Source organism: Pseudarthrobacter sp. C4D7, from assembly GCF_013359725.1.
GTDB lineage: Bacteria > Actinomycetota > Actinomycetes > Actinomycetales > Micrococcaceae > Arthrobacter.
Genome location: NZ_JABFMW010000005.1, coordinates 30,381 through 47,019, shown reverse-complemented (window position 1 = coordinate 47,019; position 16,639 = coordinate 30,381). Strand labels below are relative to the sequence as shown.

The window sequence follows — 16,639 nt, the reverse complement described above, 5'->3', positions numbered from 1 at the left end:
GGTCATCCCTTGACGTACGGGATGCCGCTGGCTGCCGGCCCCCTGGACTTGCCCACCAGCCCGGCGACGGCGAGGACGGTCACCAGGTATGGCAGCATGGCCATGAACTGGCTGGGCACCGGCGTTCCGATGATGGTCACGATGCTTTGCAGGTTGTCCGCGAAGCCGAACAGGAGCGCCGCGAAGAACGCACCCACCGGGTTCCAGCGGCCAAAGATCAGCGCAGCCAGCGCGATGAAGCCGCGGCCGCCGGAGATTTCCTTGGTGAAGCTGTCAATGGCCACCAGGGTGAAGAACGAACCGCCGATGCCGGCGACGGCGCCGCCCAGGGTGACGTTCCAGAACCGGGTGGCGTTGACGTTGATGCCCAGGGTGTCTGCCGCCTGCGGGTGCTCCCCCACGGCGCGGACGCGCAGTCCCCACCGGGTCTTGAAAAGGCCCACCCACACCACTGCGACGGCCACGTACATGAGATAGCCAACCAGGGACTGCCGGAACAGGATGGGCCCGATGATCGGGATGCTGGAGAGGACGGGGATATCGATGACGTCCAGGCCGGGCGGAGAGTTGAATTGCGCCTTGTTGGCCTGCATCACGGTGCTGAACAGGAAGCCTGTCACGCCGGACACCAGGACGTTGAGGACGACGCCGACGATGATCTGGTTGACCAGGTACTTGATGCTGAACAGTGCGAGCACCATGGATACCACTGCACCGGCTATGGCGGCCGCGAGCAGTCCAATGAAGGCGTTCTTCGTCATGCTGGCAACGATGGCTGCGGTGAACGCCCCGCCGAGCAGCTGCCCTTCGATGGCGATGTTGACGACGCCCACCCGCTCGCACAGGACGCCGGACAGCGAGCCGAACACGAGCGGAACCGCGAGGGTCACGGACCCGGCGATGAGGCCGGCCAGTGAGATGGCGGGTGTGCGGGCTCCGCCCACCACCCAGATGAGGAAGGCCGCCACGAAGATCACAATGAAGGTGACCGGCAGCCAGCCGGGAGCCGGCTGGCCCTTGGTCTTGAGGAACACCGCGTATCCGGCGAGCGCCACCAGCAGCACCGACAGGACGATGCCGCCGGCGAAGGCATTGATTTCCAAGGCCGGGAGCTGGAAGAAGTCGCCCCCGGTGGAGATGCCGAAGCTGGCGGTCTGCCTGGGTGCCAGGAAGCCGAAGAACACCAGCGACACCAGGGCGAACACGGCCAGCAGCACGGGGGTCTTCCAGCTGACCGGCTTCGCCGCGAGCACTGTGGCAGGTGCGGCTGCCCCGGCGCCCCCGGGCTTCGGGCTGCCCGGCCTGGGCGAGGAAACTGTTGTGCTCATGCGGCACCTCCGGTAGTGGCTGCCTGCCCGGACTTGGCTGCGCGTGCGGGCTTCCTGCGCCGCGGGTTGAGGCCGAAGACGGCCCGGACCAGTGGCGGTGCGGCGATGAAAAGGACAATCAGGGACTGCACCACCAGGACGATGTCGATGGGGGTGCCGGTCTGGATCTGCATCTGGACCGCCCCGGCGCGGAAGGCGCCAAAGAGCAGGCCGGCCGCGAAGGTGCCCCACGGCGTCGAACGCCCCAGGAGCGCCACCGTGATGGCGTCAAAGCCGTACGTGGCGGCGACGCCGTCGGTCAGCACCTTTTCGGTTCCGGCCACCTGGGCCACGCCGGACATGCCGGCAAGGCCACCGGCGATGGCCATGACCAGGATGGTGGACCGTGAGACGTTGATGCCGGCGGTCTGCGCTGCTTTGGGGTTGGCGCCCACGGCACGGAATTCGAAGCCCACCGTGGACCGGTTGAGGAGCCACCACACCAGGACGGTGGCACCGATGGCCAGGATGAAGCCCAGGTGCAGCCTGTACTGGCTGCCCAGGATCTGCGGATACACGGCGCTGGGATCCAGGATGGGCGAAATCGGGTTGGACTCCCCCGGCCGCTGGAAGGCCGGCGTGTTCAGCAGGTAGCGCAGGAAATACAGGGCGATGTAGTTGAACATGATGGTCAGGATGACCTCATGCGCACCGGTCCGGGCTTTGAGCAGGCCGGCGAGGCCGCCCCAGAGGGCACCGCCCACAATGCCGGCCACGAGGACCAGCAGCAGGTGTAGTCCCACCGGAAGGTGGAGAGCGAAACCCACCCAGGCGGCCAGGATGCCGGCCACGATGATCTGGCCCTGGGCGCCGATATTGAAGAGCCCCGCCCGGAAGGCCAGCGCCACGCCCAGGCCCGCCGTGATCAGCGGTGTGGCGATGGTCAGGGTCTCCATGAGCGGCGCAAACTGCGCGGCGAGTCCGTTGCCGCGGGGGTTGAAGACCGAGCCCTGGAACAGGGCAATGTAGGAGCGGGTGGCGGCATTCCATACCGCTGCCAGCATGTCGGTGGGCCGGGCGAAGAAGTAGCCCGCGGTGCTGGCAACCTGCTTGTCAGTGCTGGCGATGAGAAGTCCGCCGAGAATGAGGGCGAGCAGCACCGCGAGCACCGACACCATGCCGCTTCCGGTGAAGATCCGGCGCAGGACGGTCCCAGAGTCCCCGGGCAGCTGTCCACTCTGCGCCGTGCCCGGAACCGCCGAGGGCTGCATGGCTCCGCCGGCGGTATCGACGGCCACGGCCGCAGCGGTTTGTTCCCCGGCCGCGGTCTCCTGGCTGTCGTGGGGCGGCGGCGCGGGCTGCGCGTCCGGGGTGTGTTCTGGGGATTGCTGGTCAGGCATGATCGGCTCCCTCGGCGTTGGAGGCAGGGGCCGGGGTGCCGGCCTGCGGGGTCTGTGCATGGTGTACCGGGGAATGTCCGTCCGGCGTCTGTTCTTCCGGTGTGTGTTCTTCCGGCGGGATGCCGGCCATCATGAGGCCCAGCACGTCCCGGCTGGTTCCGGCGGGCACGGTGCCCACCAGCTTGCCCTTGTAGAGAACGGCGATGCGGTCCGCCAGTTCCATTACTTCGTCAAGCTCGGTGGAAATGATCATGACCGGGGTGCCCTGGTCGCGCTCGGCGACGATGCGCCGGTGCAGGAACTCGATGGAACCGACGTCGACACCGCGGGTGGGCTGGGATGCGATGAAGAGCCGCAGGGGGCGCGAAAGTTCACGGGCCATCACCAGCTTTTGCTGGTTGCCGCCGGACAGGGTGCCGGCGGCCGCCGCGGCCGACGGCGTGCGGACGTCGAACTCACCGATGCGCTGTTTGGCGTTCTCCATGACTTTCGCCGGGCTCATGCTGATCCCCTTGGCGAAGGGTGGCTTGTCGTACAGGTCAAGGACCAGGTTTTCGGCCACGGAGAAGGTGCCCACGAGTCCGTCCACCTTGCGGTCTTCGGGGACGAACCCGACGCCGGCTTCCAGCACTTCCTTGACGGACCGGCCCACGAGTTCCTTGCCGTCAAGGACGATGGAGCCGGTGACCCTCTCCTGGAGGCCCAGGATGGCTTCGGTGAGTTCGGTCTGCCCGTTGCCCTGGACGCCGGCGATGGCCAGGATTTCGCCGCGCCTGATGTGGAAGCTGAGGTGGTCCACCACGTGCTGGCCGTTAGGTGCGACGACGGTGAGGTCGCGGACTTCGAACGTGGTTTCCTTGGGCTGGGCGGGGGCTTTGTCCAGGGTGAGGCTGACGGCGCGGCCCACCATCATCGAGGCCAGCTCGGTGGTGGAGGCGGCAGGATCGGCGGTGCCCACCACCTTGCCGCGGCGGATCACGGTGATGGTGTCCGAGACTGCTTTGACCTCGCGCAGCTTGTGCGAGATGAAGACGATGGAAGTCCCGCGCGACTTGAGCTGGCGCATGATGTCCAGGAGTTCGTCCGTTTCCTGCGGGGTGAGCACGGCGGTGGGTTCATCAAGGATCAGGACCCGGGCATCCCGGACCAGGGCCTTGATGATTTCCACGCGCTGCTGGACGCCCACCGGCAGGTCCTCAACCAGGGCGTCCGGGTCCACGTTGAAACCGTATTGGTCGGAGATTTCCTTGATGCGCTGCCGGGTCTGGTCCAGGTTCAGGAAACCTGCGGCCTTAGTGGGCTCGGCGCCCAGGGCTACGTTCTCCGCCACGGTGAAGACGGGCACCAGCATGAAGTGCTGGTGCACCATGCCGATTCCCGCCGCCATGGCATCGCCGGGGCCGCGGAAGGCGACGGGCTTGTCGTCGATGAGGATGTCGCCTTCGGTGGGCTCATAGAGCCCGTAGAGCACGTTCATCAGGGTGGATTTGCCCGCCCCGTTCTCGCCCAGGAGGCAATGGATCTGTCCGGGCTCAACCACCACGTCAATGTGGTCGTTGGCCAGCAGCGTGCCAAATCGCTTGGTGATCCCTCGAAGCTCAAGTTTCAAAACTCTGACCAATCTCGAAGCGTCCGGTGATCAGACCGGACGGGATATATGGCTGCAGCACCAGCCTAGTGGCTGCAGCACCGGGAGTGGCCGGCCGTGCGCGGTAAACGTTCGGCCAGCAAAAAGCGCCACCTGCCGGCCAGTGGGTGGTGGACCGGCGGTGGCGCTTCCTGTGGTGGATCAGGCCTTGGGGCTTGCTGCGGACTCGACCTTCAGCTTTCCGTCGATGATGTCCTTCTTGATCTTCTCGAGATCGGACTTCAGCTCCGCGGGGACCTGGGAATCAAGGTCGTGGAACGGTGCCAGCTGCACGCCGTCGTTGGCCAGGGTGCCAACGTACGGAGTGCTGTTGAACTTGCCGTCCTTGTCCTCGGTCACCACGGTCTCCACGGCTTCGCCCATCTGCTTCATGACGGAGGAGAGCATGATGCCCTTGTAGTCCGGGGCGGTGAGGTAGCCGTCGGAGTCAACCCAGATGAGCTTGACGTCCTTGCCGGCCGCCTTGGCCTCGTTGAGGGCGGCGCCCGCACCCTTGCCCACGGGACCGGCCACCGGCATGACGATGTCGGCGCCCTGGTCCAGGAAGTTCTTGGTCAGCTGTTTGCCTACGTCCTGCTTTTCGAAGTCGCCGGTGAAGCTGCCGTCCTGGGCATCCTTGTTCCAGCCGAGCAGCTTGACGTTCTTGCCCTTCTGCTCGTTGTAATACTTCACGCCGTCCGCGTAGCCGTCCATGAAGATGGTGACGGTGGGGATCTTGATGCCGCCGAAGGTGGCCACGGTTCCGGTCTTGGTGGTGCCGGCGGCCAGATAGCCGGCCAGGAACGCTGCCTGGGCGGTGTCGTAGATGATGGGCTTGACGTTGCTGATGGGCTGGTCGTAGCCGAAGTCGATGATGGCGAAGTGCTTGTCCGGGTTGGCGGTGGCCTGTGCCTTGGTGGCGTCGCCCAGCAGGAAGCCGACCGTGATGGTCAGGTTGCAGCCGGCGGTGACCATGGCGCGCAGGTTGGGCTCGAAGTCGTTGTTGGTCTTGGACTCGATCTGGTTGACCTTGATGCCAAGGTCCTTCTCGGTCTTCTTCAGTCCCTCGTAGGAGGACTGGTTGAACGACTGGTCATCGAATCCGCCGGAGTCCGAGACGATGCAGCCCGTGTAGTCGCTGGCACCTGCGGATGCGGTGCTTCCTGCTTCCGGTGCTGCACCGCAGCCGGTCAGCACAAGTGCGGACGCACCGAGGGTGGCCACGCCGGCCATTGAACCGCGCTTGAAGCTGGCACGCAGTGATTTCTTCAATTTTCCTCCAGGGATGATGCGAGTGGCGCTACGGGCTGGAATTCAATGAGTGTCCGTTTCGGCGCTGAAATTCTGTTTTCACTGAAGGCACGCAGCACTGCGCCGGAGCGCACTGATGGCACTCACTTTAGTGGCCTGCGCCACGTCCCCATAGCACGGCGGGAGTTCATCCGGGAGATTGTTTACAAGTTGTTACCAAGCAGTAGGGGCACCGCGGAAGGCGGTGCCCCTACTGCTTGCGGGTTGCTGCGGTGGTTAGAGCCGGACCAGCATCTTGCCGGTGTTAGCCCCGTCCAGGAGGTCCATGAAGGCCTGCGGCGCATTTTCCAGCCCGTCAACGATCGTCTCGTCATAGCTGATGGTTCCGTCGGCCAGCCAGCCGGCCATCTTCTCCGCGAACTCGGCGGCGTGCTGGCGCTGCCCGCCCACCAGGAAGCCGCGCAGCGTCAGCTGCTTGCCGATTGCCTGCATCAGGTTGTGGGGCGCCGGCGTGGGTTCGGTGGAGTTGTACTGTGCGATGGCGCCGCACATGGCTACCCGCCCGCCCACGTTGAGGACGGCCAGTGCGGCTTCCAGGTGCTCGCCACCCACGTTGTCGAAGTAGACGTCGATGCCGGCGGGGCCCGCGGCCTTCTCCAGCTGCTCCAGCACGGGGCCGTCGTGGTAGTCGAAGGCGGCGTCGAAGCCGAGTTCCAGGAGGCGCGCCACCTTGGCGGGCGAGCCGGCGGAGCCGATGACCCGTGAGGCACCCATGGCCTTGGCGATCTGGCCCACCAGTGAGCCCACGGCACCGGCGGCGCCCGAGACGAAGACGGCGTCGCCGGGCTTGAATTCGGCAACCTTGAGCAGGCCGGTGTAAGCCGTCAGCCCGGTCATGCCCAGGGCACCGAGGAAGGCCTGCGCCGGCGCCAGGTCCGTGCGGGCGGGGGTGGCGGCGTTGCCGTCCACTACGGCGTACTCGCGCCAGCCCAGGGCATGGACGACGACGTCGCCCTCCTGGTGTGCCGACGAACGGGACGCGATCACTTCACCCACGGCGCCGCCGTCGAGCGCCTTGCCCACGGCGAAGGGTGCGGAGTAGGACTTGACGTCGTTCATGCGGCCCCGCATGTAGGGGTCCACGGACATGAAGAGGTTGCGCACCAGGATCTGGCCGTCTTCGAGGGCGGGAAGCGGTGACTCTGCCAGCTCGAAGTTGTCGCCGGAGGGGCGCCCGACGGGGCGGGAGGCAAGCCGGATTTCACGGGTGGTGGTTGCGAGTGCTGTGCTCATGCTGCGTACTCCAGGATCTTGAGGTCGACGGTGATGTTGCCGCGGGTAGCGTTTGAGTAGGGGCAGACCTGGTGCGCCTTGGCCACGAGGTCCTCCGCGGTGGCCAGGTCCAGGGCGGGAAGGGCGATTTCCAGCTCGGCTGCCAGCCCGAAGCCGGCGCCGCCGTCCAGTTGACCCAGATGGATTTTGGCTGCGACGGCGGAGTCCGTGAGGTCCGCGCCGGCCTTGCGTCCCACCAGGCGCAGTGCGGAGTGGAAGCAGGCCGCATAGCCGGCAGCGAAAAGCTGTTCGGGGTTGGTGCCCTGGCCGCTGCCGCCCAGTTCGGCCGGGCTGGCCAAGTCCACGGCCAGCCGGCCGTCGTTGCTGCGTGCGGTACCGTCACGGCCTTCGCCCGAAGCCAGCGCCTCGGCGGTATAGAGGGTTTTCATGGAGAAATTCCGTCCTGTAGATGGGATGGTGCCGGAGCCGGCAGTCACAGTGATTCGTGCAGTGCGGACGTGAGCTTGCCCAGGGTGGTCCGAAGCTGTTCAAGTTCGTCCAGGGTGAGGCCCGCAGCATCGGCCAGCCGCTGCGGGATGGCGCTGGCCGGGCCGCTGAGGCTCCGGCCGGCCGGCGTGAGGTGGACCGCGACGCGGCGCTCATCCTCGCCGGAGCGGCGGCGCTCAACGAACCCCAGTGCTTCCAGCCGCTTAAGGAGGGGCGACAAAGTGCCCGAGTCCAGACCGAGCTCGCCGCCAAGTTCCTTGACACCCCGCGGCTCGCTTTCCCACAGCACCAGCATGACCAGGTACTGCGGGTAGGTGAGGCCCAGTTCTTCAAGGACCGGCCGGTAAACAGCGGTGGCGGCCCGGGAGGCCGAGTACAGCGCAAAACATACTTGCCGGTCCAGGCGGGGTGCTTCGGTCATGACTTAAATATAGCGCACAACTTAGTTGTGCACAACTTACCTGCGGAAAGAACGCGACGATGGAACCGTCGTCGTACTTTTTGCCTGCCGGGCGGCACCTTCCGCCCGGTACGCTGACCGCGCAGGGGTCAGGAAAGGGGGGCCTGCTCCAGATCGCGGATGGTGCGAAGGGCCGCCGCGGTGAGCACCCGGATGCCCAGGCCCAGGGACCGTTCGTCCAGGATGTAGTCGCCGCGGTGCAGGTCGTAGTCCTCCCCGCCGGGGGTCTTTGTACCCAGCCGCATCATGGCGCCGGGGAGTTCGGCCAGGAACCAAGCAAAATCCTCGCCACCCATGGACTGGGGTGTCAGCACCACGGCGCTCTCGCCGATCTCAGCGCGGGCGGCGGCCTCAATGATCGCCGTCTCGTGTTCGGAGTTCACCACCGGCGGCACTCCCCTGGTGTGCTCCAGGTGCACATCGACGCCGTAGGGTGCGGCCACCTGGTGCACCACCTCGTCCAGCAGTTCGCCGGCGGCGTGCCATGCGTCCCGGTCCAGGCAGCGCATGGTCCCTGCCATGTAGCCGGTGCCCGGGATGGCGTTGGGCGCCGAGCCTGCGGTGATCTGTCCCCACACCACCGAGACGCCGCTCCGGACGTCCACCCGGCGGGACAGGACGGCCGGGACATTGATGGCGATCTGCGCCAGCGCGAACACGAGGTCCTCGGTGAGGTGCGGGCGGGAGGTGTGGCCGCCGCGTCCGGACAGTTCGATCCGGATGGTGTCCGACGCGGAGGTGATGGCGCCGATCCGGGTACCCACCTTGCCCACCTCGATCCGCGGGTCGCAGTGCAGCGCCAGGATCCGGGGAACGCCTTCCAGGACTCCCTGTTCGATGCAGGAGTGCGCGCCGCCGGGCATGGTTTCCTCGGCGGGCTGGAAGATGATCCGGACGGTGGCCCCGAGGGGCGTGTCCTGGTGCATGCGGTGCAGGACCAGGGCGATGCCCAGCATGGTGGTGGTGTGCACATCGTGGCCGCAGGCATGCGTGACACCGTGGTTCTTCGAGGCGAAGGGCAGCCCGGTCTCTTCGATGATGGGCAATGCATCGATGTCACCGCGCAGCGCCGTGGCGATGGGCCCTTCGCCCACGTCCACCGTGAGGCCGGTGCCTTCCAGGCGGCGGGGGCTCAGCCCTGCGGCTTCGAGCCGCTCGGCGAGCTTGTCGGTGGTGCGGAACTCCTTGAAGGACAGTTCCGGGTGCGCGTGCAGGTCCCGGCGGAATTCGATCAGTTCCGGCAGGAGCGGTTCGAGCCAGGGAGCCACCAGTGCGGTGGGCTCGGCTTCAGTAGTGTAGTTGCGCACTGTTTCACTCTAGCGATGGTGGCGGCGTTGGCGTCCATTCACTGAGCCGCATTACATCCCGGTCCTGCCGGCGCCCGGGGCGCCGGCAGGTTTCCGGTCAGAGGACGTCCGTGTCGCCGCTGGCCTTGAGTGCGTCCACGGCAGCCTTGACGCGCTGGGAATTGGCCATGGTGGTCACCAGGAGGGCGTCCGGGGTATCCACGATGACGACGTCCTGGATCCCGATCAGGGCAATGACACGTTTGGTGTCGGTGACCACGACGCCGCTTGAGTTTTCGGTGAACACGCGGGCGCCTTCGCCGAGGACCGTGACATCGTCCACTTCCTTGGCGCTGTTAAGGCGGCCCACAGAGGCGAAGTCCCCAACGTCGTCCCAGCGGAAGGTCCCGGGCACGACGGCGACGTCCCCGGCTTCGGCGGCGGGCTCGGCCACTGCGTAGTCGATGGCGATCTTGGGCAGGGTGGGCCAGATCCGGGCGGTGACTTCGTCGCGCTGCGGGGTGTCCCAGGCACGGGCAATTTCCTGCAGGCCCTGGAACAGGTTGGGCTGGTTGGCCTCGAGGTGCTTGAGCATCAGCGACACGGGCGCCACGAACATGCCGGCGTTCCAGACGTAGTCGCCGCTGTCCACATACTGCTGGGCCACGGTCTCGTCCGGCTTTTCGACGAACTCCACCACGTCGTGGGCACTGGGTGCCCCCTCGATGTTCAGCGCCTTTCCCGAACGGATATAGCCGAATCCGGTGGACGGGTGGGTGGGCTTAATGCCGATCGTCACGATCTTGCCCGCGGCAGCGGTGTGGATGGCCTCCCGGACCGCCTGCTGGAACAGGTCGTCGGGGCTGATCACCTGGTCCGCGGCGAAGGAACCCATGATGGTGTCGGGATCGCGTTCATGCAGGATCGCCGCCGCAAGGCCGATCGCGGCACCGGAGTCCTTGGGCTCCGATTCCAGGACCAGGTCTGAGTCACGGACCTCGGGAAGCTGGCGGCACACGGCTTCGCGGTGCGCCTGGCCGGTCACCACCAGCATCCGGTTGCCCGCGAGGGGGTGCAGCCGGTCATAGGTGGCGCGCAGCAGGGTGCTGCCCGATCCGGTGAGGTCATGAAGGAACTTGGGAGCTGCTGCGCGTGACAGGGGCCAGAGGCGGGTCCCCACGCCGCCTGCCGGAATCACCGCGATGAAGCGGTCCAGGGGTGAAGCCGGGCTTGTCACTTTGTCTGTACTCATCACGGCTACTTTAGCTGAAGGGCTGCGGGCGGCTCCCCTGCCCAGCGATGGCCCGCGTTTTGGACTGCAATGTGTCCCGCACACGTCCGGATGTGTGGCGTTCGTCTCATTTCGCCGGAAAATCCGCTCCAGCACTGGGCACCATCAATCGACTAAATTGAATAAGCTGTTAGCGAAGCCTAGATTTAGGCCTGAGCTACGAGTGCTCTCGCAGCAGGCGTTCCCCCCGCATGGATCTCATGCCAGCGCCGCTGTGTTGCAGGGAGGTTTATCAGTGCCGACAAAACCAGCTGGCACCTTGTACCGCGGCCGTGAAGGCATGTGGTCCTGGGTAGGACACCGTATTACCGGTGTAGTGATCTTTTTCTTCTTGTTGGTCCACGTCCTGGACACCTCCTTGGTGCGTGTGTCACCGGAGGCCTACACCGCCGTCATCGGCGCCTACAAGAATCCGCTGATGGCGCTGGGTGAAACCGGCCTTGTGGCTGCCATCGTTTTCCACGCCTTCAACGGCCTGCGGATCATTGCGGTCGACTTCTGGAAGAAGGGCGCCAAGTACCAGCGCCAGATGCTGTGGGCCGTCCTGGCCCTCTGGCTCGTGACCATGGTTGCCTTCTCCATCCGCCACCTGTCCCTCGCCCTCGGAGGTCACTAAGCCATGACTGCAACGATCGAGAGCCCACGCAGCGGGCGCATTGCTCCCCAGTACCGCCGCAGCGGCGGATCCAAGGGCAACTTCGAGATGATCGCCTGGCTGTTCATGCGCCTGTCCGGTGTGGTGCTGGTGGTCCTCATCTTCGGCCACCTGTTCGTGAACCTGATGGTCGGCGAAGGCATCCACGCGATTGACTTCGGCTTCGTGGCCGGCAAATGGGCAGATCCGTTCTGGCAGTTCTGGGACCTGGCCATGCTGTGGCTGGCGATGCTGCACGGCACCAACGGCGTCCGGACCATCATCAACGACTACGCCGAGAAGACCTCCACCCGCCGCTGGCTGAAGACGGTTCTCTACGCGGCCGCCGTCGTCATCATCCTCCTGGGCACCCTGGTCATCTTCACCTTCGACCCGTGCCCCGTCGTGAACGGCGTTGCCCTGCCGGGCGGCTTCTGCCCGGCCTAGTACCGGCACATCCCTGGGCCCGCGGGCTTGTCCGCGGGCCCTGTTTTGCGGAGCAGGCAAAGCCGCCCCGTTGTTTTATAGCGAATTTTGAGAGAAAGAGCGTCTGGTATGCAGGTCCATAAGTACGACGTCGTCATCGTCGGTGCCGGTGGCGCTGGCATGCGCGCCGCGATCGAGTCCGGTCAGCGCGCGCGCACAGCAGTACTGACCAAGCTCTACCCCACCCGTTCGCACACGGGTGCGGCACAGGGTGGCATGTGTGCAGCCCTTGCCAACGTCGAGGAAGACAACTGGGAATGGCACACGTTCGACACCGTCAAGGGCGGCGACTACCTGGTTGACCAGGACGCCGCCGAAGTCATGGCCAAGGAAGCCATTGACGCCGTGCTGGACCTGGAAAAGATGGGTCTGCCGTTCAACCGCACACCCGAGGGCCGCATCGACCAGCGCCGCTTCGGCGGCCACACCCGCGACCACGGCAAGGCTCCGGTCCGCCGCGCATGCTACGCCGCGGACCGCACCGGACACATGATCCTGCAGACCCTGTACCAAAACTGCGTCAAGCACAACGTTGAGTTCTACAACGAGTACTACGTCCTGGACCTGCTGACGGTCGAAGAGGATGCTGTCCGCGAGGACGGTACTCCCTACAAGCAGAAGCGCGTAGCCGGCGTCGTCTCCTACGACCTCGCCTCCGGAGAACTGCACGTCTTCCAGGCCAAGTCCGTGGTGTTCGCCTCCGGCGGTGCCGGCAAGGTCTTCAAGACCACCTCCAACGCCCACACCCTGACCGGTGACGGCATGGGCATCGCCTTCCGCCGCGGCATCCCGCTGGAAGACATGGAGTTCTTCCAGTTCCATCCCACCGGCCTGGCCGGCCTGGGCATCCTGCTGTCCGAGGCCGCCCGCGGTGAAGGCGCGATCCTCCGCAACTCCGAGGGTGAGCGCTTCATGGAGCGTTACGCCCCCACCATCAAGGACCTGGCTCCGCGTGACATCGTGGCCCGTTCCATGGCCAACGAGGTCCGCGAAGGCCGCGGCTGCGGCCCCAACAAGGATTACGTCCTCCTGGACCTGACCCACCTGGAGCCGGCGCACATCGACGCCAAGCTCCCGGACATCACCGAGTTCGCCCGCACCTACCTGGGCGTGGAACCGTACACCGAGCCTGTCCCCGTGTTCCCCACGGCGCACTACGCCATGGGCGGAATACCGACGAACATCACCACCGAGGTCCTGCAGGACAACGACACCGTCATCCCGGGCCTGTACGCCGCCGGTGAGGTCGCCTGTGTGTCTGTCCACGGCTCCAACCGTTTGGGCACCAACTCACTGCTGGACATCAACGTCTTCGGCAAGCGCGCCGGCATCGCCGCCGCAGAGTACGCCAAGACCGCGGACTACGTGGAGCTGCCGGAGAACCCGCTGGACTACACCACCGAGCTGCTGGACATTGCCCGCAACGGCACCGGCAACGAGAAGGTGGCCCAGATCCGCAAGGAACTGCAGGACACCATGGATGCCAACATGCAGGTGTTCCGTACGGCGGACACCCTGAACCAGGTGCTGCGCGACATCGAGTCCTTCGAGGAGCGCTACAAGCACATCAACGTCCAGGACAAGGGCAAGCGCTTCAACCTGGACCTGCTCGAGGCCGTTGAACTCGGCTTCCTGCTGGAACTGGCCAAGGTCATGACCGTGGCCGCCCTGCACCGTGAGGAATCCCGCGGCGGACACTTCCGCGAGGACTTCCCCGAGCGTGACGACGAGAAATTCATGAAGCACTCCATGGCGTACAAGGATGACCATGCGCCGGCTGACGGATCGGCGGAATCAATCGCCGGCATCCGGCTGGCCACCAAGCCGGTTGTCTTTACCCGCTACGAGCCGATGGTGAGGAAGTACTAAGATGACCGCTGAAATCGCTGAGCCAGCCTCAAAGGTTGAACTTCCTGCCGGCGTTGGCGGGGGCGGGGAAATCCCCACGTTCGACGTCCACCTGCGGGTCCGCCGGTATAACCCGGAGGTCTCCGGTGAAGCCACCTGGGACGACTTCCACCTGACCATGTACGGCACGGACCGAGTCCTGGACGCCCTGCACAAGGTGAAGTGGGAGATGGACGGCACCCTGTCGTTCCGCCGCTCCTGCGCCCACGGCGTGTGCGGCTCGGACGCCATGCGCATCAACGGCCGCAACCGCCTGGCCTGCAAGACCCTGCTGAAGGACCTGGACACGTCCAAGCCCATCACGGTGGAACCCATCAAGGGCCTGCCGGTGGAAAAGGACCTGATCGTGGACATGGAACCCTTCTTCCAGTCGTACCGCGAAGTCATGCCCTTCCTCATCAACAAGGGCCACGAGCCCACCCGGGAACGCCTGCAGTCCGCTGAGGACCGTGAGCGGTTCGACGACACCACCAAGTGCATCCTGTGTGCCGCCTGCACGTCGTCCTGCCCGGTGTTCTGGACGGATGGACAGTACTTCGGCCCGGCAGCGATCGTGAACGCCCACCGCTTCATCTTCGACTCCCGTGACGATGCCGGTGACATGCGCCTGGAGATCCTCAACGACAAGGAAGGCGTGTGGCGCTGCCGCACCACCTTCAACTGCTCGGAAGCATGCCCCCGCGGCATCCAGGTCACGCAGGCCATCGCCGAGGTCAAGCAGGCCATCCTGGCCCGCAGGATCTAGGCAGTTCCCGCACCCAGTTGTAACGGCCGACGGCGCCGCTCACCATTCGTGGTGGCGGCGCCGTCGTCGTCGTTTGAGCACGTAGTCATCCCGGATGCCCTATCAGTTCTGGTCCCCAAGCCGGGGGTTTAGGGACCACAACTAATAGGGCAAGCCAGCCGCAGAAAGGGCCCTCTCTTGTCCCGTACCGAAAAAGTGTCTTTCGCCGGTTCCACCGGCGAGTTGCTGTCCGGCATCATCGACGTCCCGGAAGGGCCCGTCAAAGGTTGGGGCGTCTTCTCCCACGGCTTCACCCTGGGCAAGGACAGCCCCTCCGCGGCCCGCATGTGCAAGGCCCTTGCGGACAGCGGGATCGGCATGCTGCGCTTCGACAACCTGGGCCTGGGCGGCTCCGCCGGGGAATGGTCTGCCGGTTCGTTCAGCCACAAGGTGGCGGACACGGTGAAGGCCGCGGAGTTCATGCGCAGCCAGGGGAAGGAGATTTCCCTGCTGGTGGGCCACTCGTTCGGCGGCGCCGCGGTCCTCGCCGCTGCACGGGAGATCCCGGAGCTCGACGCCGTTGCCACCGTGGGTGCGCCCTTCTCCCCCAAACACGTGGCACACGTTTTTGACGCCGCCCTGGACCGGATCCTCAGCGAGGGCAGTGCAGAGGTTGACTTGGGCGGGAAGCGGGTGGAGATCCGCCGGCACTTCGTGGAGGACCTGGAGAATGCGGACCTCACGGACTGCATCAAGCAGCTGCACAAGCCTTTGATGGTCCTGCACTCCCCCACCGACAACACGGTGGGAATTGAGAACGCCAGCACCATCTTCCAGACTGCAAGGCACCCGCGGAACTTCGTGTCCCTGGAGGGCAGTGACCACCTGCTGACGGGAAAGGGACAGGCTGCCCGGGCCGCGCGCATCATCGCCGCATGGGCCGACCAGTACCTGGACGCACCCCCGGCCTGATCCCTGCCAAGGATGGGCCCGAGGCCGGCCGCAGGTCCGGCCGGCCGGCAGCCTACTTGCCGATCGCTGCCTTGCTCTCGCTGATCCATTGTTCGGCCGCCTTATCCGGTGTGACCCGTTTGAACAGGACGTCCGTGTTGATGCGGGCGGTGATCTCGGAGACGGCGGTGGAACCGGTGGGGCCGATGTACGTGGGGGCGAAGTCCATCTTGCCGATCTGGTCGATGTAGTCGGCTTCCACTTTGCCTTGCGGGGTGAGCAGGCCCTGGACGGCGGCCCGCATGTCGGCATTGCCGGGGATGCCCCGGTCGCTCTGGATGATCTTGGCGGCGGCCGGGTTGTTGACCAGGAAGTTCACGAGCTTGGCCGCAGCGTCCGTGTGCTTGCTGCGGGCCGAGATGGTGTAGAACTGCGAGGACTGCAGCCAGATTCCCGGCGTGGGCTTTTCGCCCGGGAGCTTGAACAGCTTGAGGTCTGCGCCGGAGGCCTTGCTGAGGGCGGTCAGCGAGTTGCTCCAGGTCAGCATCATGCCCGCTTTCCCCATGCCCATAAGGGTCTGCTCGGTGCTGACGTTGAGCTTCTCCACTGTCTCGGATGCACTGGGAGCAGCACCGGATTCGCTGAGCTTCAGTGAGTAATCGAAGTAGTCCTGCACGGTCTGCTTCCCCAGGCCCAGCTGGCCATCCTGGGTGTAGAGCGATTCGCCGCGCTGGCGGGCGAAGGCGTCAAGGGAGTCATGCGTGAGCACCGTAGCGGTTCCGTAGGTGCCCTGCGGGCTCTTGGCCGTCACCTCTGCGGCGATCCTGGCAAAATCGTCCCAGCTCCAGGTGCCATCATCGGGAAGGGGAACCCCGGCCGCGGCGAAGACGGCCGGGTTCACCACCACTGCAAGCGCGTTGGCTCCGGTGGAGACGCCATACTGAGTGCCTTTGACCTGGCCGTTTTCCCGCGCCCCCTGGTCCAGCTTGGACAGATCAAGCGTGCCCTGCACCTTTGAGAGGTCCAGCAGCGCACCGCGGTTGGCATATTCCGCCGGATAGGCACCGCCCATGGTGATGACGTCCGGTGCGTCGTTGGCGGCCATCTGGGTGGCCAGCTTGTCGAAGTAGCCGCCGATGTCACCGTATTCCGGCTTGACCTTGATGTTGGGATTGGCAGCCTCGAATTCCGCGATGGCCTTGTTGGTCAGGTCTGCCCGGCCGGCATTGCCCCACCAGGAAAAGCGGATTTCCACCGGGCCATTTTCGGCCTGGTTGGACGACGGACCGGAGCAGCCGGCCGTTACAGCCAGGAGGGCTGTGGCCGACAGGACGGCGACGGTTTTGCGGAGGGTTCCTAAAGCAGGGCGCGTCATTGGGCAGGCTTCTTCCTTGGAGGATGGGACAGGGTTCGGAGAAAGCGGTTTCGTGAAACGTATCAATTGCTGGCAAAGCCCGTCAATTGCCTCGGCGGAGGATTCCCCACGGGTGAAAGTCCGAACGGTTTCGTCGCGGGTCACGGGGGCAGGAGCCCTT

Annotated in this window: 15 protein-coding genes; 5 read left to right on the top strand and 10 right to left on the bottom strand. The window is 65.5% G+C overall.

The window, feature by feature from the left end:
• Window positions 1-2 precede the first annotated feature (2 nt).
• The 9 genes from HNO81_RS05800 to HNO81_RS05760 form a co-directional block, all read right to left on the bottom strand.
• Entirely contained in the window at window positions 3-1,328 is a 1,326-nt protein-coding gene (locus HNO81_RS05800) for an ABC transporter permease (protein ID WP_175317189.1), read from the bottom strand.
• Window positions 1,325-2,707, bottom strand: coding sequence for an ABC transporter permease (locus HNO81_RS05795; RefSeq protein ID WP_175317188.1), 1,383 nt, complete (start codon window positions 2,705-2,707; stop codon window positions 1,325-1,327). The genes HNO81_RS05800 and HNO81_RS05795 overlap by 4 nt, the downstream gene beginning before the upstream one ends.
• Window positions 2,700-4,316, bottom strand: coding sequence for an ABC transporter ATP-binding protein (locus HNO81_RS05790; protein ID WP_175317187.1), 1,617 nt, complete (start codon window positions 4,314-4,316; stop codon window positions 2,700-2,702). The genes HNO81_RS05795 and HNO81_RS05790 overlap by 8 nt, the downstream gene beginning before the upstream one ends.
• A 180-nt stretch (window positions 4,317-4,496) precedes the next feature.
• Window positions 4,497-5,567: a BMP family protein gene (locus HNO81_RS05785; protein WP_175317301.1), complete on the bottom strand. Its 1,071-nt coding sequence runs from the start codon at window positions 5,565-5,567 to the stop codon at window positions 4,497-4,499.
• A 294-nt stretch (window positions 5,568-5,861) separates the two neighbouring features.
• Window positions 5,862-6,878 carry an NADP-dependent oxidoreductase gene (locus HNO81_RS05780; RefSeq protein WP_175317186.1) on the bottom strand — a complete coding sequence of 339 codons (1,017 nt, stop codon included), beginning with the start codon at window positions 6,876-6,878 and terminating at the stop codon, window positions 5,862-5,864.
• Window positions 6,875-7,306: an organic hydroperoxide resistance protein gene (locus HNO81_RS05775; RefSeq protein WP_175317185.1), complete on the bottom strand. Its 432-nt coding sequence runs from the start codon at window positions 7,304-7,306 to the stop codon at window positions 6,875-6,877. Before HNO81_RS05775 ends, HNO81_RS05780 begins: the two co-directional genes overlap by 4 nt.
• Before the next feature lie 44 nt (window positions 7,307-7,350).
• Window positions 7,351-7,785 (bottom strand): MarR family winged helix-turn-helix transcriptional regulator, encoded by a 435-nt coding sequence (locus tag HNO81_RS05770; protein ID WP_175317184.1) that lies wholly within the window; start codon window positions 7,783-7,785, stop codon window positions 7,351-7,353.
• Between the two features lie 128 nt (window positions 7,786-7,913).
• On the bottom strand, window positions 7,914-9,131 hold the full coding sequence (locus HNO81_RS05765) for an amidohydrolase (RefSeq protein WP_175317183.1): 1,218 nt from the start codon (window positions 9,129-9,131) through the stop codon (window positions 7,914-7,916).
• Between the two features lie 97 nt (window positions 9,132-9,228).
• On the bottom strand, window positions 9,229-10,362 hold the full coding sequence (locus HNO81_RS05760; RefSeq protein ID WP_175317182.1) for a mannose-1-phosphate guanylyltransferase: 1,134 nt from the start codon (window positions 10,360-10,362) through the stop codon (window positions 9,229-9,231).
• A 274-nt stretch (window positions 10,363-10,636) separates the two neighbouring features.
• Between HNO81_RS05760 and sdhC the strand changes: the two genes are divergently transcribed.
• The 5 genes from sdhC to HNO81_RS05735 all read left to right on the top strand — a co-directional run bounded on the left by sdhC (window position 10,637) and on the right by HNO81_RS05735 (window position 15,125).
• Window positions 10,637-11,017 carry a succinate dehydrogenase, cytochrome b556 subunit gene (gene sdhC, locus HNO81_RS05755; protein WP_175317181.1) on the top strand — a complete coding sequence of 127 codons (381 nt, stop codon included), beginning with the start codon at window positions 10,637-10,639 and terminating at the stop codon, window positions 11,015-11,017.
• Between the two features lie 3 nt (window positions 11,018-11,020).
• A complete protein-coding gene (locus tag HNO81_RS05750; protein WP_175317180.1) occupies window positions 11,021-11,482 on the top strand; it encodes a succinate dehydrogenase hydrophobic membrane anchor subunit in 462 nt (153 codons plus the stop codon).
• A gap of 108 nt (window positions 11,483-11,590) precedes the next feature.
• The gene (gene sdhA / locus HNO81_RS05745) at window positions 11,591-13,390 is read left to right on the top strand and encodes a succinate dehydrogenase flavoprotein subunit (RefSeq protein ID WP_175317179.1); all 1,800 of its coding nucleotides are present in this window, start codon (window positions 11,591-11,593) and stop codon (window positions 13,388-13,390) included.
• A gap of 1 nt (window position 13,391) precedes the next feature.
• Window positions 13,392-14,174: a succinate dehydrogenase iron-sulfur subunit gene (locus HNO81_RS05740; protein WP_175317178.1), complete on the top strand. Its 783-nt coding sequence runs from the start codon at window positions 13,392-13,394 to the stop codon at window positions 14,172-14,174.
• Between the two features lie 177 nt (window positions 14,175-14,351).
• Window positions 14,352-15,125 carry a S9 family peptidase gene (locus HNO81_RS05735; protein ID WP_175317177.1) on the top strand — a complete coding sequence of 258 codons (774 nt, stop codon included), beginning with the start codon at window positions 14,352-14,354 and terminating at the stop codon, window positions 15,123-15,125.
• 52 nt (window positions 15,126-15,177) lie between these two features.
• On the opposite strand, the gene HNO81_RS05730 is transcribed toward HNO81_RS05735, so the two are convergent.
• Window positions 15,178-16,479: an ABC transporter substrate-binding protein gene (locus HNO81_RS05730; RefSeq protein WP_175317176.1), complete on the bottom strand. Its 1,302-nt coding sequence runs from the start codon at window positions 16,477-16,479 to the stop codon at window positions 15,178-15,180.
• Window positions 16,480-16,639: the final 160 nt, after the last annotated feature.